The organism is Amycolatopsis sp. M39 (assembly GCF_001651785.1).
Taxonomy (GTDB): Bacteria; Actinomycetota; Actinomycetes; order Mycobacteriales; family Pseudonocardiaceae; genus Amycolatopsis; species Amycolatopsis rubida.
The window spans coordinates 317,638-343,253 of the sequence record NZ_LWSF01000004.1; the positions used below are offsets into that span (position 1 = coordinate 317,638).

General features: G+C 71.5%; 28 protein-coding genes. 8 read left to right on the forward strand and 20 right to left on the reverse strand.

What is annotated here, in order from left to right; all coding sequences use genetic code 11:
- Window positions 1-43 precede the first annotated feature (43 nt).
- Genes pyrF through pyrR form a run of 7 tightly spaced genes read right to left on the reverse strand, consistent with a single transcriptional unit; the run spans window position 44 to window position 8,650 of the window.
- Window positions 44-886 (reverse strand): orotidine-5'-phosphate decarboxylase, encoded by an 843-nt coding sequence (pyrF, locus tag A4R44_RS12060; protein ID WP_067579261.1) that lies wholly within the window; start codon window positions 884-886, stop codon window positions 44-46.
- Complete coding sequence (carB, locus tag A4R44_RS12065; RefSeq protein ID WP_067579263.1) at window positions 883-4,200, reverse strand: carbamoyl-phosphate synthase large subunit; 3,318 nt, start codon at window positions 4,198-4,200, stop codon at window positions 883-885. Before carB ends, pyrF begins: the two co-directional genes overlap by 4 nt.
- Entirely contained in the window at window positions 4,200-5,327 is a 1,128-nt protein-coding gene (gene carA, locus A4R44_RS12070) for a glutamine-hydrolyzing carbamoyl-phosphate synthase small subunit (RefSeq protein ID WP_067579265.1), read from the reverse strand. The genes carB and carA overlap by 1 nt, the downstream gene beginning before the upstream one ends.
- Window positions 5,324-5,827: a transporter gene (locus A4R44_RS12075; RefSeq protein WP_067579267.1), complete on the reverse strand. Its 504-nt coding sequence runs from the start codon at window positions 5,825-5,827 to the stop codon at window positions 5,324-5,326. Before A4R44_RS12075 ends, carA begins: the two co-directional genes overlap by 4 nt.
- Window positions 5,827-7,113 (reverse strand): dihydroorotase, encoded by a 1,287-nt coding sequence (locus A4R44_RS12080; protein WP_067579269.1) that lies wholly within the window; start codon window positions 7,111-7,113, stop codon window positions 5,827-5,829. Before A4R44_RS12080 ends, A4R44_RS12075 begins: the two co-directional genes overlap by 1 nt.
- Window positions 7,110-8,057 carry an aspartate carbamoyltransferase catalytic subunit gene (locus A4R44_RS12085; protein ID WP_067579271.1) on the reverse strand — a complete coding sequence of 316 codons (948 nt, stop codon included), beginning with the start codon at window positions 8,055-8,057 and terminating at the stop codon, window positions 7,110-7,112. The genes A4R44_RS12080 and A4R44_RS12085 overlap by 4 nt, the downstream gene beginning before the upstream one ends.
- Window positions 8,054-8,650: a bifunctional pyr operon transcriptional regulator/uracil phosphoribosyltransferase PyrR gene (gene pyrR / locus A4R44_RS12090; RefSeq protein ID WP_067579273.1), complete on the reverse strand. Its 597-nt coding sequence runs from the start codon at window positions 8,648-8,650 to the stop codon at window positions 8,054-8,056. The genes A4R44_RS12085 and pyrR overlap by 4 nt, the downstream gene beginning before the upstream one ends.
- A 261-nt stretch (window positions 8,651-8,911) precedes the next feature.
- Here pyrR and A4R44_RS12095 point away from each other — a divergent pair, with 261 nt between their 5' ends.
- Together A4R44_RS12095 and A4R44_RS51705 are read left to right on the forward strand one after the other, a co-directional pair.
- Window positions 8,912-9,400, forward strand: a complete 489-nt coding sequence (locus A4R44_RS12095) for a transcriptional regulator (protein ID WP_003096372.1) — start codon at window positions 8,912-8,914, stop codon at window positions 9,398-9,400.
- Between the two features lie 6 nt (window positions 9,401-9,406).
- The gene (locus A4R44_RS51705) at window positions 9,407-9,535 is read left to right on the forward strand and encodes a hypothetical protein (RefSeq protein WP_255366064.1); all 129 of its coding nucleotides are present in this window, start codon (window positions 9,407-9,409) and stop codon (window positions 9,533-9,535) included.
- Window positions 9,536-10,299: 764 nt separating this feature from the next.
- On the opposite strand, the gene nusB is transcribed toward A4R44_RS51705, so the two are convergent.
- The 3 genes from nusB to A4R44_RS12110 are packed head-to-tail and all read right to left on the reverse strand — an operon-like array spanning window position 10,300 to window position 12,456.
- A complete protein-coding gene (nusB, locus tag A4R44_RS12100; protein WP_067579275.1) occupies window positions 10,300-10,758 on the reverse strand; it encodes a transcription antitermination factor NusB in 459 nt (152 codons plus the stop codon).
- A complete protein-coding gene (gene efp, locus A4R44_RS12105) occupies window positions 10,758-11,321 on the reverse strand; it encodes an elongation factor P (RefSeq protein ID WP_067579277.1) in 564 nt (187 codons plus the stop codon). The genes nusB and efp overlap by 1 nt, the downstream gene beginning before the upstream one ends.
- A gap of 43 nt (window positions 11,322-11,364) precedes the next feature.
- Window positions 11,365-12,456: a Xaa-Pro peptidase family protein gene (locus A4R44_RS12110; RefSeq protein ID WP_067579279.1), complete on the reverse strand. Its 1,092-nt coding sequence runs from the start codon at window positions 12,454-12,456 to the stop codon at window positions 11,365-11,367.
- A gap of 107 nt (window positions 12,457-12,563) precedes the next feature.
- On the opposite strand from A4R44_RS12110, the gene A4R44_RS12115 reads away from it, so the two are divergent.
- Window positions 12,564-13,172: a B-4DMT family transporter gene (locus A4R44_RS12115; RefSeq protein ID WP_067579281.1), complete on the forward strand. Its 609-nt coding sequence runs from the start codon at window positions 12,564-12,566 to the stop codon at window positions 13,170-13,172.
- Here A4R44_RS12115 and A4R44_RS12120 read toward each other — a convergent pair.
- The 7 genes from A4R44_RS12120 to A4R44_RS12145 all read right to left on the reverse strand — a co-directional run bounded on the left by A4R44_RS12120 (window position 13,096) and on the right by A4R44_RS12145 (window position 20,869).
- Complete coding sequence (locus tag A4R44_RS12120; RefSeq protein ID WP_067580143.1) at window positions 13,096-14,586, reverse strand: beta-xylosidase; 1,491 nt, start codon at window positions 14,584-14,586, stop codon at window positions 13,096-13,098. The genes A4R44_RS12115 and A4R44_RS12120 overlap by 77 nt on opposite strands.
- Before the next feature lie 536 nt (window positions 14,587-15,122).
- Window positions 15,123-15,554 carry a type II 3-dehydroquinate dehydratase gene (aroQ, locus tag A4R44_RS12125; protein ID WP_067579283.1) on the reverse strand — a complete coding sequence of 144 codons (432 nt, stop codon included), beginning with the start codon at window positions 15,552-15,554 and terminating at the stop codon, window positions 15,123-15,125.
- Complete coding sequence (aroB, locus tag A4R44_RS12130) at window positions 15,551-16,666, reverse strand: 3-dehydroquinate synthase (protein WP_067579285.1); 1,116 nt, start codon at window positions 16,664-16,666, stop codon at window positions 15,551-15,553. The genes aroQ and aroB overlap by 4 nt, the downstream gene beginning before the upstream one ends.
- A 202-nt stretch (window positions 16,667-16,868) precedes the next feature.
- Window positions 16,869-17,393, reverse strand: coding sequence for a shikimate kinase (locus tag A4R44_RS12135; RefSeq protein WP_198545256.1), 525 nt, complete (start codon window positions 17,391-17,393; stop codon window positions 16,869-16,871).
- The gene (gene aroC / locus A4R44_RS12140; protein WP_067579287.1) at window positions 17,390-18,577 is read right to left on the reverse strand and encodes a chorismate synthase; all 1,188 of its coding nucleotides are present in this window, start codon (window positions 18,575-18,577) and stop codon (window positions 17,390-17,392) included. The genes A4R44_RS12135 and aroC overlap by 4 nt, the downstream gene beginning before the upstream one ends.
- 49 nt (window positions 18,578-18,626) lie before the next feature.
- Entirely contained in the window at window positions 18,627-19,685 is a 1,059-nt protein-coding gene (locus A4R44_RS45505) for an A24 family peptidase (protein ID WP_198545257.1), read from the reverse strand.
- Between the two features lie 239 nt (window positions 19,686-19,924).
- Complete coding sequence (locus A4R44_RS12145) at window positions 19,925-20,869, reverse strand: AraC family transcriptional regulator (RefSeq protein ID WP_067579289.1); 945 nt, start codon at window positions 20,867-20,869, stop codon at window positions 19,925-19,927.
- A gap of 82 nt (window positions 20,870-20,951) precedes the next feature.
- Between A4R44_RS12145 and A4R44_RS12150 the strand changes: the two genes are divergently transcribed.
- On the forward strand, window positions 20,952-21,377 hold the full coding sequence (locus tag A4R44_RS12150) for a pyridoxamine 5'-phosphate oxidase family protein (RefSeq protein ID WP_067579291.1): 426 nt from the start codon (window positions 20,952-20,954) through the stop codon (window positions 21,375-21,377).
- On the opposite strand, the gene A4R44_RS12155 is transcribed toward A4R44_RS12150, so the two are convergent.
- A complete protein-coding gene (locus A4R44_RS12155; protein WP_067579293.1) occupies window positions 21,365-21,739 on the reverse strand; it encodes a hypothetical protein in 375 nt (124 codons plus the stop codon). The genes A4R44_RS12150 and A4R44_RS12155 overlap by 13 nt on opposite strands.
- Window positions 21,740-21,840: 101 nt before the next feature.
- On the opposite strand from A4R44_RS12155, the gene A4R44_RS12160 reads away from it, so the two are divergent.
- Window positions 21,841-22,254, forward strand: coding sequence for a Rieske (2Fe-2S) protein (locus A4R44_RS12160; protein ID WP_067579295.1), 414 nt, complete (start codon window positions 21,841-21,843; stop codon window positions 22,252-22,254).
- A gap of 48 nt (window positions 22,255-22,302) precedes the next feature.
- On the opposite strand, the gene A4R44_RS12165 is transcribed toward A4R44_RS12160, so the two are convergent.
- Together A4R44_RS12165 and A4R44_RS12170 are read right to left on the reverse strand one after the other, a co-directional pair.
- Window positions 22,303-22,758 carry a PTS glucose transporter subunit IIA gene (locus tag A4R44_RS12165; RefSeq protein WP_067579297.1) on the reverse strand — a complete coding sequence of 152 codons (456 nt, stop codon included), beginning with the start codon at window positions 22,756-22,758 and terminating at the stop codon, window positions 22,303-22,305.
- On the reverse strand, window positions 22,755-22,991 hold the full coding sequence (locus A4R44_RS12170; protein WP_037818963.1) for a glucose PTS transporter subunit EIIB: 237 nt from the start codon (window positions 22,989-22,991) through the stop codon (window positions 22,755-22,757). Before A4R44_RS12170 ends, A4R44_RS12165 begins: the two co-directional genes overlap by 4 nt.
- Window positions 22,992-23,235: 244 nt before the next feature.
- Between A4R44_RS12170 and A4R44_RS12175 the strand changes: the two genes are divergently transcribed.
- The 3 genes from A4R44_RS12175 to A4R44_RS12185 are packed head-to-tail and all read left to right on the forward strand — an operon-like array spanning window position 23,236 to window position 25,567.
- Window positions 23,236-24,033 carry a GntR family transcriptional regulator gene (locus tag A4R44_RS12175; protein WP_067579299.1) on the forward strand — a complete coding sequence of 266 codons (798 nt, stop codon included), beginning with the start codon at window positions 23,236-23,238 and terminating at the stop codon, window positions 24,031-24,033.
- Window positions 24,030-25,268: a PTS transporter subunit EIIC gene (locus tag A4R44_RS12180; RefSeq protein WP_067579301.1), complete on the forward strand. Its 1,239-nt coding sequence runs from the start codon at window positions 24,030-24,032 to the stop codon at window positions 25,266-25,268. The genes A4R44_RS12175 and A4R44_RS12180 overlap by 4 nt, the downstream gene beginning before the upstream one ends.
- 29 nt (window positions 25,269-25,297) lie before the next feature.
- A complete protein-coding gene (locus tag A4R44_RS12185) occupies window positions 25,298-25,567 on the forward strand; it encodes an HPr family phosphocarrier protein (protein ID WP_067579303.1) in 270 nt (89 codons plus the stop codon).
- Window positions 25,568-25,616 lie beyond the last annotated feature (49 nt).

A 25,616-nucleotide genomic window follows, 5' to 3' on the forward strand; every position in this document is an offset into this window, starting at 1 on the left:
CCACAATGCGGGGGTGGCTGGTGGAGCGCGATTCCGGGGCCTGCTATTGGCCTTTTCCGCGCAGTCCCGCCAACCGGCCGTTCACCTCTTGGGCCGCACGGCGTAACGCCGCCGGGTCCGGGCCGTGGCGCAGCAGGTCGCGCGACGAGGCCGGGAGCAGGCCCGGGAGGCCTTCCCCGAAGACTGCCCGCAAATCCGCCTCAGTTGCCCCCTGCGCCCCGAAACCGGGCGCGAGCACCGGTCCGTTGAGCCGGCTCAGGTCGACCTCCCCAGGAGCCACAGTGGCCCCCACGACCACGCCGACGTCGCCGTACGGCTCAGCACCTGCGTTGTGGTCCGCCGCAGCGTCTACGACGCTCTGAGCGACCGTACGGCCGTCTTCGAGCCGCGCGCGCTGCAACGCGTCCGCTTCCGGGTTGGACGTGCGCGCGAGCACGAAGAGCCCGTTGCCCGCTTCGCGCGCCGCCGCGACAGCTGCGTCGAGCGCGCCGAAGCCGAGGTACGGCGACACCGTGGCCGCGTCTGCGGTGAAAGCCGCCTTCTCGGCCACGTACGCCGCCGTATAGGCCGCCATCGTCGAGCCGATGTCACCGCGCTTCACGTCCAGCAGGACGAGCGCCCCGGCGTCGTGGGCCACGTCTACGACGCGTTCGAGCACCGCCACCCCGGCGGACCCGAACGCCTCGAAGAACGCCGACTGCGGCTTCACGATCGCCGCCACCTCGCCCAGCGTCTCCGCGGCGCTGAGCGCGAAGCGTTCGAGCCCGCTCGCGTCGAGCGGCAGTCCCCACGCCTCGATCAGGCCCGGATGCGGGTCGATCCCGGCGCACAGCGACCCGCGCGCGGCCACCGCTCCGGCGAGCCGGGCCCCGAATCGGGCGGTCACGACGTCGCCTTCAGCGCCGCCTGGAGGTCCTGGAGGCTGCGCACGCCGATGTCGCCGCGGATCAGCGCTTCGATGCCGTGCACGGCCGCCGCGGCGCCCTGCACCGTGGTGACGCACGGAATGTCGCGCGACACCGCGGCAGTCCGGATTTCGTAACCGTCCACGCGCGGTCCGCTGTTTCCGTACGGCGTGTTGATCACCATGTCGACGTCGCCTGCGAGGATCACGTCGACGATGTTCGGCTCGCCCGCGCCCGGGTCCGGCTCGGAGTGCTTGCGCACCACCGAACAGGCGACTCCGTTGCGCCGCAACACTTCCGCGGTGCCGGAGGTGGCGAGGATCTCGAAGCCGAGATCGGCCAGCCGCTTCACCGGGAAGACCAGCGAACGCTTGTCGCGGTTGGCGACGGAGACGAATACCCGGCCCGAGGTGGGGAGGGATCCGTAGGCGCCGCTTTGCGATTTCGCGAATGCTTTCCCGAAGGAGGTGTCGACGCCCATGACTTCGCCGGTGGATTTCATTTCCGGGCCGAGCAGGGAGTCGACGCCGTGTCCTTCCGGCGTGCGGAACCGGTGGAACGGCAGGACGGCTTCCTTGACCGCGACCGGGGAATCGGCGGGCATCCGGCCGCCGTCGCCCTCGGCGGGCAGCACGCCCGAAGCGCGCAGGTCCTTGATCGTCGAGCCGGTCATCACCAGCGCGGCGGCCTTCGCGAGCGGGACCGCGGTGGCCTTGGAGACGAACGGGACGGTGCGGGAGGCGCGCGGGTTGGCTTCCAGGACGTAGAGCACGTCGTCCTTGAGCGCGTACTGCACGTTCAGCAGGCCGCGGACGCCGACGCCGCGGGCGATGGCCTCGGTGGAGCGGCGGACCGCGTCGAGGTCCTGCGCGCCGAGGGTGATCGGCGGCAGCGCGCAGGAGGAGTCGCCGGAGTGGATCCCGGCTTCCTCGATGTGCTCCATCACGCCGCCGAGGTAGAGGTCCTCGCCGTCGAACAGGGCGTCCACGTCGATCTCGATCGCGTCGTCGAGGAACCGGTCGACCAGCACCGGGTGCTCCGGGGTGACCTCGGTGGCGCGGCGGATGTAGCCGGCGAGGGACTCCTCGTCGTAGACGATCTCCATGCCGCGCCCGCCCAGCACGTAGGACGGGCGGACCAGGACCGGGTAGCCGATCTCGTCGGCGATCCGCTTAGCGCCCTCGAACGAGGTCGCCGTCCCGTACTTCGGCGCGGGCAGCCCGGCGGCGGTGAGGACCTCGCCGAACGCGCCGCGGTCCTCGGCCAGGTCGATCGCCTCCGGCGGCGTCCCGACCACCGGCACCCCGGCGTCGGCCAGCCGCTGCGCGAGCCCGAGCGGGGTCTGCCCGCCCAGTTGCACGATCACCCCGGCCACCGTGCCGGACTGCTGCTCGGCGTGCACGACCTCCAGCACGTCCTCGAACGACAGCGGCTCGAAGTACAGCCGGTCGCTGGTGTCGTAGTCCGTGGACACGGTTTCCGGGTTGCAGTTGACCATCACGGCCTCGAACCCGGCCTCGCGCAACGCGATCGCCGCGTGCACGCACGAGTAGTCGAACTCGATGCCCTGCCCGATCCGGTTCGGCCCCGACCCGAGGATCAGCACCTTCGGCTTGTCGCTCTGCGCGGCGACCTCGGAGGTCGCGGCGGGGTCGGTCTCGTAGGCCGAGTAGTGGTACGGGGTCTTCGCCGCGAACTCCGCCGCGCAGGTGTCGACCGTCTTGAACACCGGCCGCACCCCCAGCCGGTGCCGCAGCGCCCGCACGCCGTCCTCGCCCGCCAGTTCCGGCCGCAAAGCCGCGATCTGCCGGTCGGACAGGCCGGTGCGCTTCGCCCGCCGCAGCAGGTCGCCGTCGAGCACCGGGGCGTCGCGGACCTCCGCGCCGACCTCGCCGATCAGCGCGACCTGGTCGATGAACCACGGGTCGATCCCGGACGCCTCGTGCACCTGCTGGACGGTCGCGCCCAGCCGCAGCGCCAGTTCCACCTCGTAGAGGCGGCCTTCGTGCGGGGTGCGCAGCGAGTCCAAAGCGGACTCGGCGGTGGCGCCCTCGGGGTCGGGCAGCGTCCAGAACCCGGTCGCCTTCGTCTCGATCGACCGCATCGCCTTCCCCAGTGCTTCCGGGAAACTGCGGCCGAACGACATCGCCTCGCCCACCGACTTCATCGTCGTGGTCAGCGTCGGGTCCGCGCCGGGGAACTTCTCGAACGCGAACCGCGGCACCTTCACCACCACGTAGTCCAGCGCGGGCTCGAACGAGGCCGGGGTCTCGCCGGTGATGTCGTTGCGGATCTCGTCGAGGGTGTAGCCGATCGCCAGCTTCGCGGCGATCTTCGCGATCGGGAAACCCGTCGCCTTCGACGCCAGCGCGGACGAGCGGGACACGCGCGGGTTCATCTCGATCACGACCATCCGGCCGTCCTCGGGGTTGAACGCGAACTGGATGTTGCAGCCGCCGGTGTCCACGCCGACCTCGCGCAGCACCGCGATCCCGACGTCGCGCATCACCTGGTATTCGCGGTCGGTCAGCGTCATCGTCGGCGCCACGGTGACCGAGTCGCCGGTGTGCACGCCCATCGCGTCCACGTTCTCGATCGAGCACACGACCACCACGTTGTCGTGCTTGTCGCGCATCAGTTCGAGCTCGTACTCCTTCCAGCCGAGCACGCTCTCCTCGATCAGCACCTCCGTCACCGGGGACTCGGTGAGCCCCGTCGACGCCAGCCGCTCCAGGTCCTCGGGCGTGTGCGCCATGCCCGAGCCGAGGCCGCCCATGGTGAACGAGGGCCGGATGACCACCGGCAGACCGAGTTCCCCGACCGTCGCGCGGACCTCGTCCATGTCGTGGCACACCCGCGACCGCGGGACGTCCGCGCCGATCGTGCGCACGATGTCCTTGAACTTCTGCCGGTCCTCGCCGCGCTGGATGGCGTCGATGTCCGCGCCGATCAGCTCCACGCCGTACTTCTCCAGCACGCCGCGCTCGTGCAGCGCCACCGCGCAGTTCAGCGCGGTCTGCCCGCCCAGCGTCGCCAGGATCGCGTCCGGGCGCTCGGCGGCGATGACCTTTTCCACGAAGTCCGGCGTCACCGGCTCGATGTAGGTCGCGTCCGCGAACTCCGGATCCGTCATGATCGTCGCCGGATTCGAGTTCACCAGGGACACGCGCAGGCCCTCGCTGCGCAGCACCCGGCAGGCCTGCGTGCCCGAGTAGTCGAACTCGGCCGCCTGCCCGATCACGATCGGCCCGGAGCCGATCACCAGCACGTGCTGGATGTCCGTCCTCTTCGGCATCAGGCCTTCTTCTCCATCAACTCAACGAATTCGTCGAACAGCGGCGCGGCGTCGTGCGGACCCGCGGCCGCTTCGGGGTGGTACTGCACGGAAAACGCGGGCACGTCGAACGCGCGGACGCCCTCGACGGTGTCGTCGTTCGGGCAGTAGTGGCTGATCCGCGCGGCCCCGTAAGGGGAATCGAACCGCTGGCCCGGCTCGCCTTCGAGGGCGAAACCGTGGTTCTGCGCGGTGATCGCGACCCGCCCGGTCGCCACGTCGATCACCGGGATGTTGATCCCCCGGTGCCCGTACCGCATCTTGTAGGTGCCCAAACCCAGTGCCCGGCCCAGGATCTGGTTGCCGAAGCAGATCCCGAACAGCGGAATCCGTTGCTCCAGCACGGTTTTCGTCAGCGCCGTCGCGTGCGCGGTCGTCGCCGGGTCGCCCGGGCCGTTGGACAGGAACACCCCGTCCGGCTCCAGCGCCAGCAGTTCCTCCGCGCTCGTGCTCGACGGCAGGACGTGCACCTCGATGCCCCGCCGCGCCATCAGCCGCGGCGTGTTCGATTTGATCCCGAGGTCCAGCGCCGCGACGCGGAACCGCTTTTCCCCTTGCGCCGCAACGACATAAGGCTTGTCCGTGGAGACCCCGCCGGCGAGATCCGCGCCCTTCATCGGCGGGCTCGCCAGCACCTCCGCGACCATCTGCTCGTCGCTGCCCAGCGCGTCGCCGGAGAACACCCCGGCGCGCATCGCGCCCTGCTCGCGCAGGTGCCGCGTCAGCGTCCGGGTGTCCACCTCGGAAATCCCGACCACGCTCTGGCGCACCAGTTCCTCGTCCAGCGACCGCTTCGAGCGCCAGTTCGACGGAGTGCGCGCGGGATCGCGCACCACGTAACCGGAAACCCAGATCCGGGCCGATTCGTCGTCCTCGTCGTTCCAGCCGGTGTTGCCGATCTGCGGCGCCGTCTGCACCACGATCTGCCGGTGGTACGACGGATCGGTCAGCGTTTCCTGGTAACCCGTCATGCCGGTGCAGAACACCGCCTCGCCCAGGGTCCGCCCGCGCGCGCCGTACGCCGCGCCGCGGAACACCCGGCCGTCTTCGAGAACCAGGGCGGCGGGGCCGCGAGTGCCGGTGCTCACTGGGCACCTCCCTTGATGTCGTGATCGGAAAGTTCTTCGATCCAGTGCGGATAGTCGTCGAGGTCGTCGCCGCGGAATCCGGTGTCCAGCGCGACGTCGCCGAGCTGCCAGGTGATCACCAGCAGCACGTCGGTGCCGGTGACCTTCCCGGCGAGCCGCGAGTCGCGGCGGATCCCGGTGATCGAGGCGCGCGGGATCCAGAAGTCCGGCAGCCCGCCGCGTTCCACGGCCACCCCGTCCGGGTGCAGCCGCCAGACCGCGCCGGAGCGCGGGCCCGCGCCTCGCGTGACGACTCGGTCCTGCCAGTCGCCCGCGGTCGTGGTGCCCACGCACACGCCGGTCGATTCGAGCTGGAACTCGCCGGGCTCGGCCGGGATCTCCGGGAACGGGGCGATCCGCGCGCTCTGCGAACGCGCCTTGCGCCGCCAGCCGGCCCACATGCCCCACAGGCACAGCAGGAAGAACGCGACGATCCCCAGCGTCAGCAGCAACCGCTCCATCAGCAGATCTTCCCTTCGCGCGCAGTGATCCGCCCGCGCAGCAGAGTCGCCGTCACCACGCCGGGCAACCGCATTCCCTCGTACGGGGTGTTGGCCGCGATGCTGGCCAGGTCCGCCCCGCGCACGGTCCATTCGGCGTCCGGGTCGACCAGCGTCAGGTTCGCCGGTTCGCCCGCCTCGATCGGACGGCCGTGCCCGGCCAGGTTCCCGACCTCCGCGGGCCGCTCGCTCATCACGCGGGCGACGCCGCGCCAGTCGAGCAGGCCGGTCTTGACCATCGTCTCGACGACCACCGACAGCGCGGTCTGCAGGCCGAGCATGCCGGGCCGGGCCGCGGCCCATTCGGTGTCCTTGTCCTGCGTGGCGTGCGGCGCGTGGTCGGTGGCGACGCAGTCCACGACGCCCTCGGCCAGCGCGGCGCGCAGCTTCTCCGCGTCGCCGCCGGTGCGCAGCGGCGGGTTGACCTTGTTGACCGGGTCGTAGCTCTCCAGCCGGTCGTCGGTCAGCAGCAGGTGGTGCGGCGTGACCTCGGCCGACACCTTCGTGCCGCGTTCCTTCGCCCAGCGCAGGATGTCGACCGTGCCCGCGGTGGAGACGTGGCAGACGTGCAGCCGCGCGTTCGCGTGCAGCGCCAGCAGGCAGTCGCGCGCGACGATCGACTCCTCCGCCGACGCCGGCCAGCCCGGGTAGCCGAGCCGCGACGCCTGCTCACCCTCGTGCGCCTGCGCGCCGACGGTGAGCCGCGGTTCCTCGGCGTGCTGGGCGATCACTGCGTCGAGCGCGGTCGAGTACTCCAGCGCGCGGCGCATCAGCAGCGGGTCCGCGACGCACACGCCGTCGTCGGAGAAGACCCGCACCGCCGCGGTGCCCTTGGCCATCGTGCCCAGTTCGGCGAGCTTCTCGCCCTTGAGCCCGACGGTGACCGCGCCGACCGGGTGGACGTCGACCAGGCCGACCTCCTGCCCGCGCCGCCACACGTGGTCGGTGACGAGCGCGTTGTCGGCGACCGGATCGGTGTTGGCCATGGCGAACACGGCGGTGTAGCCGCCCAGCGCCGCGGCGGCGGACCCGGTGTCGACGGTCTCGGTGTCTTCGCGGCCCGGCTCGCGCAGGTGCGTGTGCAGGTCGACGAACCCGGGCAGCAGGACCTGGCCCTTGGCGTCGAGCACTTCGGCGCCCTCGGGAACGTTCACCGCGCCGATCGCGGCGATCACGCCGTCGGAGATCAGGACGTCCGCCGGCTCGCCCTCGCCGTACGGGCGGGCGCCCTTGATCACGATGCTCACGCGGCAGCTCCTTCACTGGCCAGCAGGTGGTAGAGGACCGCCATGCGCACGTGCACGCCGTTGCGGACCTGTTCGGTAATGGCCGAGGAGGGGGAATCCGCGACCGCGGAGGCGATCTCCATGCCGCGCAGCATCGGGCCGGGGTGCAGCACGACGGCGTGGTCCGGCAGCAGCGCCTGGCGGCGTTCGGAGAGCCCGTAGGAGATCGAATATTCTCGCGCGGAGGGGAAAAAGCTCTGCCCAGGGCCCCCGCCCGTCATGCGCTCCGCCTGGACGCGCAGCATCATCACCGCGTCGACCGCGGGCAGCTCGGCGTCGAGGTCGTGCGACACGCTGACCGGCAGCTTCTCCACGCCGACCGGCAGCAGCGTCGGCGGCGCGACGAGCACCACCTCCGCGCCGAGAGTGCTGAGCAGGTGGATGTTCGACCGCGCGACCCGGCTGTGCAGGACGTCGCCGACAATCGCGATCCGCCGGTCCTGCAGGGAACCGAGGCGTTCGCGCAGCGTCGCCGCGTCCAGCAGCGCCTGGGTGGGGTGCTCGTGCATGCCGTCGCCCGCGTTGACCACCGCGGTGCCCGGACCGGCGAGCCAGCCCGACAGCCGGTGCGCGGCCCCCGAGGCGGGGTGCCGGATGATCACGCAGTCGGCGCCCGCGGCAGCCAGCGTGAGCGCGGTGTCCCGCAGCGATTCGCCCTTGTTCACCGAGGAACTGGACGCCGAGACGTTGATCACGTCCGCGCTCATCCACTTCCCGGCGATCTCGAACGACACCCGGGTGCGCGTCGAGTTTTCGTAGAACAGCGTGATCACGGTGCGGCCGCGCAGCGTCGGCAGCTTCTTGACCTCGCGGCCGAGCAGCGTGTGCTTGAGCTCGTCGGCGGTGTCGAGCACGGCGGTCGCGGTGTCCGCGTCGAGCCCGTCGGTGGCGAGCAGGTGCTTCACCGGGTTTCTCCTTCCGGCGCGCGCAGCAGCACCGCGTCCCGGCCGTCGGTTTCCGACAGCAGCACGGAGACGCCTTCGGCGCGCGCGGTGGGCACGTTCTTGCCGACGTAGTCGGCGCGGATCGGCAGCTCGCGGTGGCCGCGGTCGACGAGCACCGCGAGCTGGACGGCACGCGGGCGGCCGTGGTCGCGCAGGGCGTCGAGGGCGGCGCGGATGGTGCGGCCGGAGAACAGGACGTCGTCGACGAGGATGACGACCCGGTTGTCGATCCCGCCCGGCGGCAGCTGCGTCTGTTCGAGCGCACGCGGCGGACGGCGGCGGAGATCGTCGCGGTAAAGGGTGACGTCGAGGGCGCCGTGCGGCGGCGCGGCCCCGGCGAACTCGCCGATCTTCCCGGCGAGGCGCGCGGCCAGCGGAGTGCCGCGGGTGGGGATGCCGAGCAGCACCGGGTACTGCTCCGGCGGACCGGCTCCGAGAGCGGTCTTCTCGATGACCTGGTGGGCCATCCTCGCGATCGTGCGCGCGACATCACCGGCGGACAGCAGCTCGCGCTCTCCCGCCGGCTCCGCCGCGCCACGCGGACGTGACGACAAGGCGGACCTCCTTCCCCGCCTCTCTGGACGGGTCCTTAAAGGACGTCGGCAACCGGCTGCTGCCGGAAACCGCACCGACAGTAGCAGGACCGGTCAATCAGTCTTCCGGGTGGTACGCGCACGGCCGCCACCTGCGCGGACCGACCTTCTGCTTGACCTGGTGACAACTATGCGTAACCATTACTCTGAGTATTCGACTCGAGGAGTCCCCGGCTCCGGTCCTCCCGGCCGGGCAGGGGCGATGAAACGGAGAACCACCAGATGGGCGATTACGCCAAGGCGCTCGGGGCCAAGCTCCGCGGGATCCGCCAGCAGCAAGGCCTGTCCCTGCACGGGGTCGAGCAGAAGTCCGGCGGCCGCTGGAAGGCCGTCGTGGTCGGCTCGTACGAGCGCGGCGACCGGGCGGTCACCGTCCAGAAGCTGGCCGAGCTGGCGGACTTCTACGGCGTGCCGGTGGTCGAACTGCTGCCGGAGGGCCGGGTCCCCTCGGGAGCCGAGCCCGCCACGAAGATCGTGATCAACCTGGAGCGGCTCCAGCAGCTCCCCGCGGAGAAGGTCGGCCCGCTCGCCCGGTACGCGGCCACGATCCAGAGCCAGCGCGGCGACTACAACGGCAAGGTGCTCTCCATCCGCACCGAGGACCTGCGCTCGCTCGCCATCATCTACGACATGACCCCCGGCGAGCTGACCGAGCAGCTCATCGACTGGGGCGTCCTCCCGCCGGAAGCCCGCCCGTCCAAAGAGGACTGAGCACTGATGGCGGCGACGGCCGTGCACGACGCGGCGGGCTTCCCGCACCCGGGGAACCGGGAACGCCCGCCGCGCTTCGGGCTCCAGCCGACGTTCTCCGCCGCCGCGTCCGGCCTCGGCCTCGGCCTCGGTTGATTCAGCTTGCCCGCGAGCGCCGACCTGCTTAGGTCCGCGGCGCTCGGCCCGGCCGACCTCGATTGATCCAGGGTGCCCGCGAGCGCCGACCGGCTTAGGTCCGCGGCGCTCGGCCGAACCAACCTCGATTGATCCAGGGTGCCCCCAACACCGACCGGCTTAGGTCCGCGGCGCTCGGCCGAACCAACCCCGATTGATCCAGGGTGCTCCCGGCCGATGACCTGCTGTTTTCCGCCGCGCGGCAAACCGGCGAGAACCGGCGGAATTCCTCGTGTCTGCCGCGCTGAGAGCCGGATTCCGGCGTGTTTCCCGTTCCAGGCCGCGGGGCCGGGCCTGCATCCTCGCCGCTTCCGGCCGCGACGCCGGGGCTGTTTCCTCGCCCCGCTCCACGCCGCTGGGGACCGCGTCCTCGTCCACGCCGGTTCCCGCTCCGGATTTCTGGTTTCCCGGCGAATTCCCTTGCCGTGCACCGGATTTTCCCGCTGGCCGGGTCCAGCTGGGGCGCTCCCCCGCGGGATGCTCACTCACCGCAGCGATACGGGAAGACCGCCGCTCCGAACTCACCTGATCGCCGCGCGACCGCCCGGGTCCGCCCGCCGAGAATGGCGCCCGCCGACCGGTTCTGATTCCGCTCGGTGATCAATTTTCTCCCGGACGCCCCTCGCGTCCGGCCGCCGCGGCCCGGCGGTGACCCGATCAGGCAGCGGCCATTCAGGTGGTGCTTTCCCCCAGCCGGGTGACCTCTGACTACCGAGCCGCCAAGGCTACAGGACCGCGCGCAGCCGGTCGGCGATCGTGCCGATACGGCCGAGCACGCCGTTGATGAACCGCGGCGAGTCGTCCGTCGAAAGTTCCTTCGCGAGGCCGACCGCTTCGTCGATCGCGACCGCGTCGGGGACGTCCGCCGACCACAGCATCTCGTACACGCCGACGCGCAGGACCGCCAAGTCGACCGGCGGCATCCGCTCAAGGGTCCAGCCCTGCGAGTGTTCCGCGAGAAGTTCGTCGATCCGCTCGCGGCGGGCCGTGACGCCCTCCACGACGGCGATCGTGTAGTCCGCGACCGGGTCGACCTCGACCGCGCCGACCCGATCGGCCAGCAGCGTAACCGGGTCGGCGGACCGCTGGGCGGCCTCGTACATCATCTCGACCGCGCGCCGGCGCGCTTGGCGCCTGCTGATCGCGCCGCCGCGGTTCGGGTGCGGGGGAAGCTTGTCCGCCATCAGCTGGAGACGCGGCCGAGGTAACGGCCGTCGCGGGTGTCGACCTTGATCTTCTCGCCGGTCGAGAGGAACAGCGGGACCTGGATCTCCGCGCCGGTCTCCAGCGTCGCCGGCTTGGTGCCGCCGGTGGAACGGTCGCCCTGGAGGCCCGGGTCGGTGTGCTGGACGACCAGTTCGACCGAGGTCGGCAGCTCGACGTACAGCGGCTCGCTCTCGTGCACCGCGACCTGGACCTCGGTGTTCTCGAGCATGTAGTTCGCGTTGTCGCCGACGGTCTCGGCGGGCACGGTGATCTGGTCGTAGGTGTCGCCGTCCATGAAGACGAAGTCCGCGCCGTCCTTGTACAGGTACGTCATGTTCCGGCGGTCCACCGTGGCCGTCTCGACCTTCGTGCCCGCGTTGAAGGTCTTGTCGACGACCTTCCCGGTCAGCACGTGCTTGAGCGTGGTGCGCACGAACGCACCGCCCTTGCCCGGCTTGACGTGCTGGAACGCGGTGACGCTCCACAGCTGGCCGTCCAGGTTGAGGACGAGTCCGTTCTTCAGGTCGTTGGTGGTGGCCACGAGTCTTCAGGTCTCCTGTGTTCGATCTCTTCGGCCGCGGCCGTCAGACGGCCACGAGGTCCTTGGTGCTCAGGGTGAGGAGTTCGGGTCCGGAGTCCCGCACGACGAGCGTGTCCTCGATGCGCACGCCACCGCGCCCCGCGAGGTACACGCCGGGCTCGACGGTGACCGCCATACCGGCGGACAGTGTACCGACGCCCGCCGCGGCGAGACTCGGTGCCTCATGCACTTCCAGCCCGACGCCGTGGCCGAGACCGTGCGCGAACTGCTCTCCGTACCCGGCGTCGGCGATCACCGAGCGGGCCGCGGCGTCCACTTCGGACACCACCGCGCCGGGCCGGACGGCCTCGGCGCCCGCCGCCTGCGCGCGGTGCACCAGGTCGTAGATCTCGCGCTGCCAGTCCGCGGGTTCGCCGAGGACGACCATGCGGGTCATGTCCGAGTGGTAGCCGTCGACCGTGGCGCCGAAGTCGAACTTCACGAAGTCGCCGCGGCTCAGCTCGGCTCCGGTCGGGCGGTGGTGCGGAATCGCCGAGCTCGGCCCGGCGGCGACGATGGATGCGAAGGAGATCCCGGCCGAACCGTGCTCCAGCATCCGGTTCTCCAGGTCGCGGGCCACTTCCAGCTCGGTCCGGCCCGGCCGTACTCCCCCGGCCTCGATCAGCGCGGCGAGCGCGCGGTCGGCGGCGGCGCACGCGGCGCGCAGCGCGGCGATCTCGACCTCGTCCTTGACCACCCGCAACTGCTCGACCAGCCCCGGCGTGCGGACCAGCTCGACCCGGTCGAAACGCACCTTGAGGTTCTCGTGCTCCTCGACGCTCACGTGCTGGCTCTCGAACCCGGCCCGGCCGTAGCCCTGCTCCGCCGCGTGCGCGGCGAGCGCCCGGGCGCTGGCACGGTCGAGCACGCGCTCCAGGTCGGGCACCTCCGCTTCCGACTGGGTCGTGTAGCGCCCGTCGGTGCAGAACAGGGTCTTCGCGTCGCCGCCCGCGTGCAGCAGCAGCGCGGCGTTCGACCCGGTGAACCCGGTCAGGTAGCGGATGTTGAGCAGATCGGTGACCAGCAGCGCGTCGACCCCGTTCTCGTGGAGCAGGGCGGCGAGCGCGGCGCGGCGGCGAGCGTGGATTTCCGGCACCCGGCCAGCTTAACCAGCGGCTTCCGGCCTCCTGTTCCAGCAGGGCTCCGGCGCGGCGAGGAGGACGGCCTACTGGCGGTTAACTTCGGCGCGCCTACACTCCGTCCATGCTGGGTGCCTGGTTGACGCGCGGGCTGGTCATGGCGGTCGTGCACGCCGCCGCGATGACGCTGCTCGCCAAGTGGTCCGTGTTCCACCCGACCGGCCAGACGCTGTTCACTTCGCTCACCATCGCCGTACTGGTCGGCCTGGCGGCGCTGTGGAGCGCGATCGACGGCTGGCGCGGCCTGCGCGACCGAGGGCGGGCCTGGTTCATCGCCTCCCTGGTCGCGGGCGTGTGCTCGGGCATCCTGTACGTGATCGGGCGGGCGGTCTTCGTCGACCAGACCGGGGTTTCCGAACTGGGTGCCGCGCTCACCGGCGGGGCGGCGTTCTCCGCGCTGCTGGTGCTGGTGCCCGCCGGGCTGGGGTTGTTCGTCGGCGGCCGGATCCGGCGTCCGGCGGAGGATTCCGACGCCGAGCCCGAGCCCGAGCCGGAGCCGGACGACGAGGACGAAGACGGCACCGGCAGCCGTTCCGGCGAACTCGAACTCCCGCCGAGCCCGGCCCCGCGAGCGGACAAGCCGAAACCGTCTCCGGTCAGCCGCCCAGCGGCAGACCGCGCGCGGCGCCGTCCCACTGTCGCGGGTCGATCTCCTGCACCCCGGAACCGTTGAGCGGCACGATCGTCGTGTCCGGCAGGCCGTAAAGCTGCCCGTCGAGGACCATGCCGTAGCCGCGGCCGTACGCGTGCACGACGGTCGCGCCCGAACGCAGGCGGGTTTTCACCGGCACCTCCGGCACCTGCGGCAACGGCCGGTTCACCAGTTCCCCGGCGAGCACCTCGGCGACTGAACGCCGGTCGATCCGGATCCGCTCGCCGCGGCGGTAGAGGTCGATCATGCGGTCCGGGGACGGCATCGCGACGCCGTCGAAGGTCGCCGTGCTGCGCGAGGGCGTGGAGCAGCCGCCCGCGCCTTTCACGTCCAGCCCGAAGTGCTTCAGCCCGGTCGGCGCGCCCGTCGGGCCGGTCTCGGTGGCGCGCACGACGTCCAGCGAAACCAGGTCGCACGGGTCGCCGACCGAGGTCGGCGCGTGCCCGTCCGGACGGCGGACGAGACCGGGGCCCTCCTTCCACGGGCCCGGGATCACGACCGGTTTGTAGGGCTGCATGGTGAAATCGCGGTCCCGGAAGGTGATCGTGGTGCCGTCGGCGGTTTCGTGGGCGATGGCGAAGGCGTCGAGCGCGCCGACCCACTCCAGATCCACGCTGAACGCGTCGACCACCGAACGCGTCCGCGGCGCGGCGGTGGTCGCGGTGGGCTCGAATCCCTTCTCCCCCAACGCTTCCACGCCCTCGCGGAACGCCGGGTCGTGCGCCCGGATCACGAACTGCCCCGCCCCGTTCCAGCCCGCCGCGCGGCCGGTGGTGTCGGTGAACATCAGGTAGTACCAGCCGTCGAGGAAGACCACCGAGGGCTGACCGGCACCGTAGACGTTGGCGCGGTGGGCGTCGTGGGACGCGCCGAGAATCGGTTTGCCGCCGTTCGAACGGGTCCAGTGGATGCCGTCCGGGCTGGTGGCCATGCCGATCGCGTTGCCGAGCGCGTGGTCGCCTGCCGCGCCGGTGTAGTACATGAAGTAGGTGCCGCCCACGCGCAGCACGGACGGGTCGCAGGTGTGCATGCCGTCGAAGTTCCCGGGCGCGCCGGACAGGACCGCCGGGGGCGCGCCGCCACCCGGCCCGGTGAAGGGTCCGTCGGCCGAGGGACCTTCGGCGTAGAGGATGTCGTCGCCCGGCGGCGGGGCGCTGCTGTACTGGCTGCACCACCAGATCCGGGTGCGGCCGTTCTCGGCCATCACGGTCGGGCCGTAGTTGTAGGACGCGTCCGCGGCCCCGGCCGCCACCACGCCGCGGCCTTGCCTGCCTGCCCCCGCGGCGAGCGCGACGTCCGCCGCCCGGGGCGGATCCTTCGGCGTTTGCGGCGCACCGCCCGCGATGCCGCCGTGCCCGCTGCCCTCGGCTTGCGGCTGGGCCGATGTCTGGCTGCACCCGGAAACGAGGGAACCGGCGATCAGCAGCGAGAGCAGCTGACGCACGGGTCGCCGACCCCCACGACGAAACGGGTGCATGATCGCCGAGTGTAGCGACAGCAGCACCGGATGGGTGAACCACGTCGCGCATCCGCCGGTCGGGCGGCGGGTTTGCCGGGGGCTTGCTTTTCGGCTGGTGCGCGGTGATCTTCCGCCGCGAGGCCCGGACCAGCGCCCGGCTGCCCGGCGCAGCGGCAGGCCGTGCCCGACCGCATCAAGCCCCGCGATCGCGCCGGTCGCGGTGTCGGAAAGCCTGCCGGAACCACACCGCGTCCGCCGCTGGACGAGAACGAGCGCGCGGCGATCCGGCACAACGCGAGCCCGTAACCGTCCACGCCGAGACCGGCTTCCCGGCCGCGGTGCCCGAAAGCCCGCCGCGCCGCCGGAACCACGCCGCGTCCGCCGCGAGACCAGAACGAGCGCGCGGCAATCCAGCACAATGCGAGCCCGTAACCATCCACGCCGAGACCGGCTTCCCGGTCGCGATACCCGAAAGCCCGCCGNNNAACCACCCCGCCACAGCGTCCGTGAGATCAGGACGAGCGCGCGGCAATCCAGCGCAATGCGAGCCCGTAACCGTCAACGCCGAGACCGGCGATCACCCCGGTCGCGATGTCGGAAAGCACGCTGTGGTGCCGGAATTCCTCCCGCTTGTGCACATTGCTGAGGTGCAGCTCGATCAGCGGCGCGGTGAGCTGGGCGGCGGCGTCGCGGACGGCGATCGAGTAGTGCGTCCACGCGCCGGCGTTCAGCACGACCGGGGTGCCCGCGTCGGCGGCCTCGTGCAGCCAGCCGACCAGTTCGCCCTCGTGGTCGGTTTGGCGCACCTCGACGTCGAGGCCCAGTTCCTGGCCGGTCGCGACGCACAGGTGCGCGAGGTCGTCGTGCGTGGTGGAGCCGTAGACGTCCGGCTCGCGTTTGCCAAGGCGGCCGAGGTTGGGGCCGTTGAACACGTAGACCTTCACAGCAGCACGCTCCCGCCGTTTTCCGGGGCCTCGGCCGCGATCGCCGAGTAGGCGGCGGCGAGCAGCGACGGGTCGGGGCCTTCCAGCCTGCCGGGTTTGGCCAGCCCGTCGAGAACGACGAAGCGCAGCACGCCGGAGCGGGTTTTCTTGTCGCCCTTCATGGTTTCCAGCAGCTGCGACAGCGCGTCCGGGTCGTAGGCGGTGGGCAGGCCGATCAGCTTGAGCACGGAGGCGTGCCGGTCGGCGGTGGCGTCGTCGAGACGTCCGGCGAGCCGGGCCAGTTCCGCCGCGAACACCAGGCCGACGCTGACCGCCGCGCCGTGGCGCCAGCGGTAGCGCTCGCGGCGTTCGATGGCGTGGCCGAGGGTGTGGCCGTAGTTGAGGATTTCGCGCAGGTCGGACTCGCGCAGGTCGGCCGCGACGACGTCGGCCTTCACCTGGATCGAGCGGCGGACGAGCTCGGCGAGGACGTCGCCCGCCGGGTCGAGCGCTTGCTCCGGGCCGGCCTCGATCAGTTCGAGGATGCGCGGGTCGGCGATGAAACCGGTCTTGACGATCTCGGCCATCCCGGCGACGAGTTCGTTGCGCGGCAACGATTCCAGCGTCACGAGGTCGACCAGGACGGCCGAGGGCTCGTGGAAGACGCCGACGAGGTTCTTGCCCGCCTCGGTGTTGATGCCGGTCTTCCCGCCGACCGCCGCGTCGACCATGCCCAGCAGCGTCGTCGGCACGTTCACCAGCCGGACGCCGCGCATCCAGGTGCCCGCGACGAACCCGGCGAGGTCGGTGACCGCCCCGCCGCCGAGCGCGACGACCACGCCGCGCCGGTCCAGCCCGATCCGGCCGAGCACCTCCCAGCAGAAGCTGGCGACCGAGAAGGCTTTGCCGTCCTCCGCGTCGGGAATCTCGACGCGGTGCGCGTCGAGCCCGGCCGCGGCCAGTTCGTCGCGAACGGCTTCGGCGGTGGCGGTGAGCGTCGGCGGGTGGATCAGCGCGACCTTCGACGCGTCGGCGAGTTGCTCGGTGAGTTCGCCGAGCAGGCCGCGCCCCACGAGCACGTCGTACGGCTGCGCGGTGGCGACCCGGATCCGGACGGGCGGGGTGGCGGACACGGTTCTCCTCACTGCTCCCGGACCCGGTGGTCCTGGGCTGGGTGGTGGCTCAGCGGCATCGGCTGCTCGCGGACGGGGTGACTGGTCTCCGGCAGAACCAGCGAAGCCGGGCAGCCGGTCCGGTCCGCCGCGGCGGACCGCGCTCGGCTCGGCGCGGCCAGCGGGGCAGGGCCGAACTGGCCGGGTCCGGGCCGGTGGCGGGTCACTGTTCGCGGACCCGATCGGGTTCGAGGGCGGCGACAGCGGCCGCGACGACCTCTTCGGGCGTGCGCTTGTCGGTCTCGATCTCGACGGTCGCCACCTCGCGGTACACCGGCAGCCGCTGGTCGAGCAGGGCTTTGAAGGTGGCGCGGGGATTGATGCCGGCGAGCAGCGGGCGGGCGCTGGACATCCCGGTGCGCTGCACGCCGGCGGCGAGTCCGACGTTCAGGAAAACCACCGCGTGGTCCTGGAGCCGGGCGCGGGTCCCGGGGGTGAGCGGGGCACCGCCGCCGAGGGAGAGGACGCCGTCGTGTTCGGCGAGGGCGATGGCGACCGCTTCCTCTTCGATCGCGCGGAACGCGGGTTCGCCGTCGTCGGCGAAGATGTCCGAGATGGCGCGTCCGGCGCGGGCGACGATGTCGTCGTCCGTGTCGCGGAAGGACACGCCGAGCGCGGCGGCCAGCAGCGGGCCGACCGTGCTCTTGCCCGAGCCCGGCGGTCCGATGACGACCGCGCGCGGGCTCACCAGCGCTCCTCGAGCGCCTTCAGGTACGACTGCGCGTTGCGCCGGGTCTCGGCCAGCGAGTCGCCGCCGAACTTCTCCAGCGCCGCGTCCGCGACGACCAGCGCCACGACCGACTCCAGCACCACACCCGCGCGCGGCACCGCGCACACGTCGGAACGCTGGTGGATCGCCACGGCGGGCTCGCCGGTCCGGACGTCCACTGTGGACAGTGCCTTGGGCACGGTCGAGATCGGCTTCATCGCGACGCGCACCCGCAGCGGCTCACCGTTGGTGATGCCGCCCTCAAGCCCGCCCGCGCGGTTCGACCGGCGCGTGACGCCGACCGGTCCGGCACCGCGGTCGATCTCGTCGTGCGCCTGGCTGCCCCAGCGACGGGCGGTGGTGAAGCCGTCGCCGACCTCGACGCCCTTCATCGCCTGCACGCCCATGAGCGCGCCGGCGAGCCGCGCGTCGAGACGACGGTCCCAGTGCACGTGCGAGCCGAGGCCCGGCGGCAGCCCGTAGACGATCACCTCGATCACGCCGCCGACGGTGTCGCCTGCCTTCCGCACCGCGTCGACCTCGGCGACCATCGCCTCGGTCCCCTCGGCCGAGAACGCGCGCACCGGGCTCTCGTCGATCGCCGCGAGGTCGCCCGGCCGCGGGAGCGGGCCGTCGGGAGCGTCGGCTCCGCCGATGGAGACGACGTGGCTCAGCACCTCGGCCCCGAGCAGCTGCCGCAGGAAATTCCGCGCGACCGTGCCGAGCGCGGTCCGCGAGGCCGTCTCGCGGGCGCTGGCGCGCTCCAGGACGGGGCGGGCCTCGTCGAAGCCGTACTTCTGCATGCCGGGCAGGTCGGCGTGCCCCGGACGGGGCCGGGTCAGCGGCTCGTTGCGGGCGAGCCCGGCGAGCTCGGCCTCGTCGACCGGATCGGCCGCCATGACCTTCTCCCACTTGGGCCACTCGGCGTTCTCGATCTGGACGGCGATCGGGCCGCCCTGGGTGATCCCGTGCCGGACCCCGCCGAGAAACTGGACCTGGTCGGTCTCGAAGCCCATCCGGGGGCTGCGGCCGAACCCGAGCCGGCGCCGCGCGAGCTGCGCGGAGAGGTCCGAGGTCGTCACCTCCACCCCGGCGGGCAGCCCTTCGAGCACAGCGGCGAGGGCGGGTCCGTGCGATTCTCCAGCGGTGATCCAGCGCAGCACCGGACAATCCTGTCACGGCGTGCCCGGAGGCCTGGCAGAGCCCCTGGCCTCAGACGATGCCCGTTCCAGCGGCTGGGAAGACGGCGCACGCCCAGGTGGCCAGAACCAAGCCTGGGCCGTAGGGGACGCGGAGGGGTCCGGCGCGGATCCGGGCGCGGCTCGGGCCGGTCGGCGATGCGGACGAGGCGGGCGTCGGCGGGGGAGCGGGGCCGGNGGTCGGTGCGAGAGCGGGGTCGGTCGGTGCGAGAGCGGGGTCGGTCGGTGCGGCACCGGGAGCGGGCGGCGCGGCGCCGGGCGGAGCGAGAGCAGGGCCGGGCGGCGCGGCACCGGCAGCGGGCGACGCGAGAGCGACAGCGGGCGGAGCGAGAGCAGGAGCGGGCGGCGCGGCACCGGCAGCAGACGGAGCGAGAACGGGAGCGGGCGGAGCGAGAGCGACAGCGGGAGTGGGCGGAGCGGAGGGGGCGGCAGCAGAAGAGTCAGTCAGCGTGGACGAAGCGGCTGTCGGCGTAGACGGTTGGGCGAGATCGGCCGCCAGGGGCGGGGAGTCGGATTGGCTCGGTGTGGGCTCGTGGAGTCCGCCTTCGGCTTCGGGGCGGAGCGACGATGCGACGGTCGGATCGGTGACGGGCGGAGGTGCCGGGGTGACGGATAAGGGCGGCGCGAGCGGCCGGGCAGGGGAGCCAGCCCGGCGGATCCGGCGCATCAGCCACATCGGCACGACAGCCGCGAGGCTCACCAGCGCCGCCAAAACCGCCGCCGCCGCTGGAGCCAGCCCGCCGACCGCGCCCAGGACAGCGCCGAAAGATCCGGCCAGTTTCACGTCACCGGGGCCGAGGCCGCCCGGCGACAACCGGTGGACGATCAGGTGCGTCCCGCCGAACAGCAGGCATCCCAGGAGAGCACCAACCCCCAACCGCCAGCCTCCGCCGCTGAGGGCGGCGAGGGTGAGAGTCAGGGCGACGGCGGGGTAAGCGGGCAGGGTGAGGACGTCCGGGAGGCGGCGGTGTCGGGCGTCGGCCAAGGCGAGGGGTGCGCCGAGCACCNCCGAGCACCGAAACCAGCCACGCCACGGGCAGCCACCAAGCCGGGAGCGCGCCCGCGTCGGCACGGCACGCGGCCACTGCGGCTGCCGCCAAGGCGGTGGTCATGCCGATCACCGCGGAGACCGGGGCGCCGGCTCTCTTCGTCATCACCAGCAGCACGGGGACCACCGCCCCGGCTGCGAGCACTGCTGTCAGAACCATGCGACCAGCCTGTCGCCACCGCCTGGACCAGGGCAAACAAATCACTGCGCGAGGGGACCCCTCGTGCGCGACACGCCGGAAGGTTCACCCGACGGAGGCAGAATCAGCCGCGCGAAGAAGCCGAAGACCCGGCAAGGAAAGCCCGCCGGTATCCCGTCGGGTTGACGCCGCGCAAGCGTTTGAACGCCGAGCTGAACCCGAACGCGTCCGCGTACCCCACCGCGCAGGCCACCTCGGCGATCGGCATCGACGGCTGTTCGGTCAGGAGGTCCGCGGCAAGGGTCATCCGCCATCGGGCCAGGTACGTCATCGGCGGCTCCCCCACCAGACCCGCGAAGCGTTTGGCCAAAGTGGACCGCGAAACGCCGGTCCGGGCGGCCAGCGCGACGACCGTCCACGGGGCTGCCGGATCCGCGTGCAGCTGGCGGAGAGCAGCGCCGACCACCGGGTCCCGCTGAGCCGCCCACCACGGCGGCGGGGTGCCGCCCGGGCGGTCGAACCAGTCGCGCAGCAGGCAGACCAGCATCCAGTCCAAAAGACGGTCCAGGACGATCTGCTGGCCCGGCGCGTCGACGGCCAGTTCGGCCGCCAGGTGATCCAGCACCGGGTCCTCCGCGTCCGAGGACGGCGGCCGGACCACCACCGGCAGCGCGTCCAGCAGCGCGGACATCCGGCCGCGGCTTCGCACCGGGTACGCGCCGACGATCAGGTTGGTTTCGCCGTGGAACGGGTCGTTCCAGCCCAGGTGGTGCTGGGCGCCGCCCTGGTCGGGAGTGGCGCAGAACTCGCCGCATTCGACGGGGACGGCGGTGGTGTCCAGGCGGTCCACGAAGGAGAACGGGCCGCGGACGAGGATGGTCTCGCGGGCGCGCAGCAGCTCGGGCGGATGGTCTTCCGGCACGATCCAGCCCTCGCCGCTCAGCAGGGTGCACAAGGTCAGCGGGGCGCTGTCCACGAAGCGCAGCGACCACGGCGCCGACAGGGCCGTGCAGCCGAACAGCGAGCCGTGCGCCCGGACCCCGCGGATCACATCGCTGAACGCGTCCACCCGCCCGAGGTTAGACGAATGGACAGGCAATCCGGCGTATCGCCTATGGGATCGTCCGGGAAAACCCGGTTGAATCGCAGTCATGAGCACCCTCACCGACCACGATCTCGAGTTCCTCCGCCGTCCTCTGNGTCCTCTGCACGGCTTCCTGACCGTCGCCGCCGGACCGCGTCCGCCGCAGCCCCGGCCGGTGTGGTTCGAGGCCACCGACGAGGGCACGATCCAGCTGTTCACGTCCCCGGACTCGGCCAGGATCCGCCAGCTGCGCGAGGATCCGCGCGCCTCGATCGTCGTCGCGGCGCCGGTCGGGGAACCGGAGCGCTGGGTGTCCGTCGCCGGACGCGTCACGATCGAAACCGACGGCGGGCACGACCTCGCCCGCAGGCTCGCCGGACGGTACTGGGACCTCAGCACTGCGGAAGGCGAAGCCGGCGCGAAAATCCTCCAAGACCTCCCCCAGGTCCGGGTCGTCATCCACCCGGAGAAGGTGCACCGCTACGCGTTCTGAGCCTGCCGGGCCCGCACCAGCAGCACCAGGCCGCAGATCACGCAGACCGCTTCGGTGATCACGCCCCAGTATTCGTACTGGCTGTTGAACTGGTCGTGCACGCCGTAGAAGCCCACCGTCACCGACAGCAGGTAGGCCAGCAGCGTCACACCGCCGAAACCCAGTGTGAGAAACGCCGGGAGCCAATGCCGCCAGGCGAGCAGGGCGATCGCGATCACCGCTCCGGCTGCGCCGTTCACCAGGAAGAGCGGCCCGACCACGGGGATGTCCGCGTAGCCGCTGCCCCAGTACAGAGAGAAGTGGATCGCCGCCGAGCCCGCCAGGCCCGCCGCGCCCAGCACTCGCATCCAGGTCGTCACCATGGGCGTCTCCTTCTGTGCGCAAAGCCGGATACGGACTACACGCACGGGCGACGGCGGCGGTTCACCGGCACCCTGGACGGTCGCGGTTCGTTGCATTGGACATGACTGCCGAACTTCACTCCCGCCGCTTCGTTCTCGCCTCCGGAGCGGCCGTCGCGGGGACCGCCGTCGCTCTCGCCGCCTGCGGAGGCGGATCCGAAAAAGCCGCGCCGAAACCGGGCGGGAAGGTGCTCGCATTGGCGGAAGTGCCGGTGGGCCAAGCGAAATCCGCGAAAACCCCGGACGGGCAGGAAGTGCTCGTGGCACAGCCGGCGAAGGGGACGGTCGCCTGTTTCAGCGCTGTCTGCACGCACCAGGGCTGCACGGTGAATCCGCCGGAGAACGGCCAGGCGAGCTGCCCGTGCCACGGTTCGGTGTTCGACGCGCTGACCGGCGAGGTGAAGAAGGGGCCGGCGAGCCAGCCGCTGTCCAAAGTGGCCGTGAAGATCGAGAACGGCGAGGTAGTCACAGCGTGACCGGAATCGCCCTTTGCGGACATTCGCTGTCCACAAAGGGCGTTCGGCTCAATCGTTCCAGGTGAACAACTCGTCGCCGGCCGCGACCGTGCGGCCGCCTTCGAGGCCGCCGAGGACGTCGGCGGACGCGTCGAGCCCGACGACCGGGACGATCGGCGAGTAGCCCTTGGCGGCGACCGCCTCCGGGTCCCAGCCCACGATCGGCTGGCCCGCCCGCACCTTCTCGCCCTTGACGACGTGCAGGGTGAACCCCTCGCCCTTTTCCTTGACCGTGTCGATGCCGAGGTGCACGAGCACCCCGCGGCCGTCCTCGGTGGCCACGACGTACGCGTGCGGGTGCAGCGTCACCACGGTCCCGTCGACCGGCGCGACCGCGTCGGCGCGGCCGCCGGACGGCCGCACCGCGATGCCCGGGCCCACCATCGCCTCGGCGAACACCGGGTCGGGCACCTCGGCGATCGCGACGACCTCGCCCGCGACCGGGCTCAGGATCGGCAGGCTCACATCAAGTCCTCGATGTCGCTGGCGATGGTGTCCGCCTCCGGGCCGACGATGACCTGGACCGCCGAGCCCATCTTCACGACGCCCATCGCGCCCGCCGACTTCAGCGCGGCTTCGTCCACCAAGGACATGTCCTCGATCTCGCACCGCAGCCGCGTGATGCAGCCCTCGATCTCGACCAGATTGTCCGCGCCGCCGAGCGCCGCGAGAATCTTTTCCGGCCTGTCATCCGCCATCGCGGCCTCCTCGTATCCCGTTGGTTTTCCACTCGGAACAGGTGCGCTCCGCCACCATTACTACGCCGTTTGCCACGTTGCCGAGCGAGCCCGGCCACGAACGGATAACGGTGGTTGACACCTGCTCGCGCTGCGGAGCATCCTGCCCCATCAGATCATTGGTCTAGACCGGAACGTACCAATCTTCCGGCCCGGACGCGAGCACCGGCCCCGGTGCGCGAGAGGCGAGGGAGGGGACACCGAGATGAGTGCGGCCGCGCACATTCCGCCGTCCGACCCCGCCGACCGCGTGGTCAACGGGCCGACCCCGAAGCACGCCCAGCTGCGGGAGATCCTGCGCCGGCTGGTGGAGCGCGAGCTCCCGCCTGGCTCGCCGATCCCGTCCGAGCGAGAGCTCGCGCAGCACTACGGCGTTTCGAGGCTCACCGTCCGCTCGGCGATCGGGAAGCTCGTCGAGGAAGGACTGCTGGCCCGGGTCAGGGGCAAGGGCACCTTCACCGCCGCCCGGCGGATGGAACTGCAGGTGTACCTGATGTCGTTCACCGACGACATGCGCCGGCGCGGGCTCACCCCGACCACCGAAGTGATCTCGACCTCGACCGAGGTCCCGCCGGTGACCTCGGCGCACGCGCTCGGCCTGTCCGAGGGCGTGCCCGCGCACCGGCTCGTGCGGCTGCGGCGCGCCGACGGCGTTCCGCTGGCCGTGGAACGCGGCTGGTACCACGCGGGCCGGACCCCCGGCCTGCTCGACCTCGACCTGACCCGTTCGCTGTACGCCCAGCTGGCCGACGCTTTCTCGCTCCGGCCGGACCAGGCGTACCAGACGGTGTGGGCCGAATCCGCGGACCGCGAAACGGCGCGCTTGCTCGGCATGCGCACCGGCAGTCCGCTCCTGGTGTTCCGCCGGGTTTCCAGCTCCGGCGGCGAACCGGTCGAGGACATGACGTCCTGGTACCGGGGCGACCACTACCAGGTGACCATGCAGCTGGACCGGAACACCCCGGGTTCCGGCGACCAACCCCACAATGGAGGTATCCGATGAGCGCCACCACCGCGGCTGGGGCCAGCGGGAAGAAGAAGGGCGGCGGCCTCGCGGGGCTGCAGCGCTTCGGCCGCAGCCTCATGCTGCCGATCGCGACCCTGCCCGCGGCCGGTCTGCTGAACCGGCTCGGCCAGGCCGACGTCCTCGGCAAGGACGGCCTCAACTGGGGCAAAGCCGCCGACGTGATCGGCGCGGCGGGCGGCAGCATCTTCAACTGGCTGCCGCTGATCTTCGCGATCGGCATCGCGGTCGGGTTCGCCCGCAAGGGCGACGGCTCGACCGCCGTCGCCGCGGTCATCGGCTGGGTCGTGTTCAACAACGTGATCCAGGTGATCGCCCCGATCAGCAGCCAGCAAGGCTACAAGCCGGCCTGGGAGAGCGCGCCCATCCACTGGCCCTACAGCGTGCTGACCGGCATCGTGTCCGGCATCGTGGCGGCGCTGCTGTGGCAGCGCTACCACCGGATCAAGCTGCCGTCCTGGCTGGCCTTCTTCGGCGGCCGCCGGTTCGTGCCGATCATCACCGCGCTCGCGATGCTCGTGCTCGGCGTCCTCTTCGGACTCGTCTTCAAGTACGTGGACGAGGCGATCACCTCGGCGGGCAAGGCCGTCATGGGTTCGCCGGTCCTCGGCGGCGGCGTCTACGGCCTGCTCAACCGCCTGCTGATCCCGGTCGGCCTGCACCAGCTGCTGAACGTGCCGGTGTGGTTCATCTTCGGCGGCGGCGACCTGAACAACTTCTTCGGCCACGTCCAGGGCTCCGGCGCGTTCATGACCGGGTTCTTCCCGATCATGATGTTCGCCCTCCCGGCCGCGGCGTTCGCGATCGTGCACACCGCCCGTCCCGGCCAGCGCAAGCTCGTCGGCAGCATCATGATCTCGGCCGCGCTCACCGCCTTCGTCACCGGCGTCACCGAGCCGATCGAGTTCGCGTTCATGTTCGTCGCGTGGCCGCTGTACATCTTCCACGCGATCATGACCGGCATCTCGCTCGCGGTCTGCAACGCGCTGGGCATCCACCTCGGCTTCTCGTTCTCCGGCGGCGCGATCGACTTCGCGCTGAACTCGTCGCTGGACACCGCGCACAAGGCGTGGCTGCTGATCCCGATCGGGCTCGTCCTGGCCGTGATCTACTACGTGGTGTTCCGCTTCGTGATCACCAAGTTCAACCTGCGCACGCCGGGCCGCGAGGACGACTCGATCGAGGGCGACCTCGAGCGCACGGCCGCGAAGTAACACCCGAGAAAACGCGAGAGAGGGAGACCATGCCGGAGAAACGCGTCACCGTGGCCAGCAAGGTGGGGCTGCACGCCCGCCCGGCCGCTCTGGTCGCCAAGGCGGCCGCGGCCCAGCCCGTGGCTGTGCAGATCGCCAAGGACGGCGGCGAACCGGTGGCCGCCGGCAGTGTCCTCAACCTGATGACCCTCGCCGCCGCGTACGGCGACGAGGTCGTCATCAGCGCCGAAGGCGACGGTGCCGAGGCGGCGGTCGAGGCCGTCGCCGAGCTGGTCGCCATCGATCTCGACGCTCAGTAGCGATACCGCTCCACGGGGAAACACGAACCGTGCGGGGTTCCGGGACTTC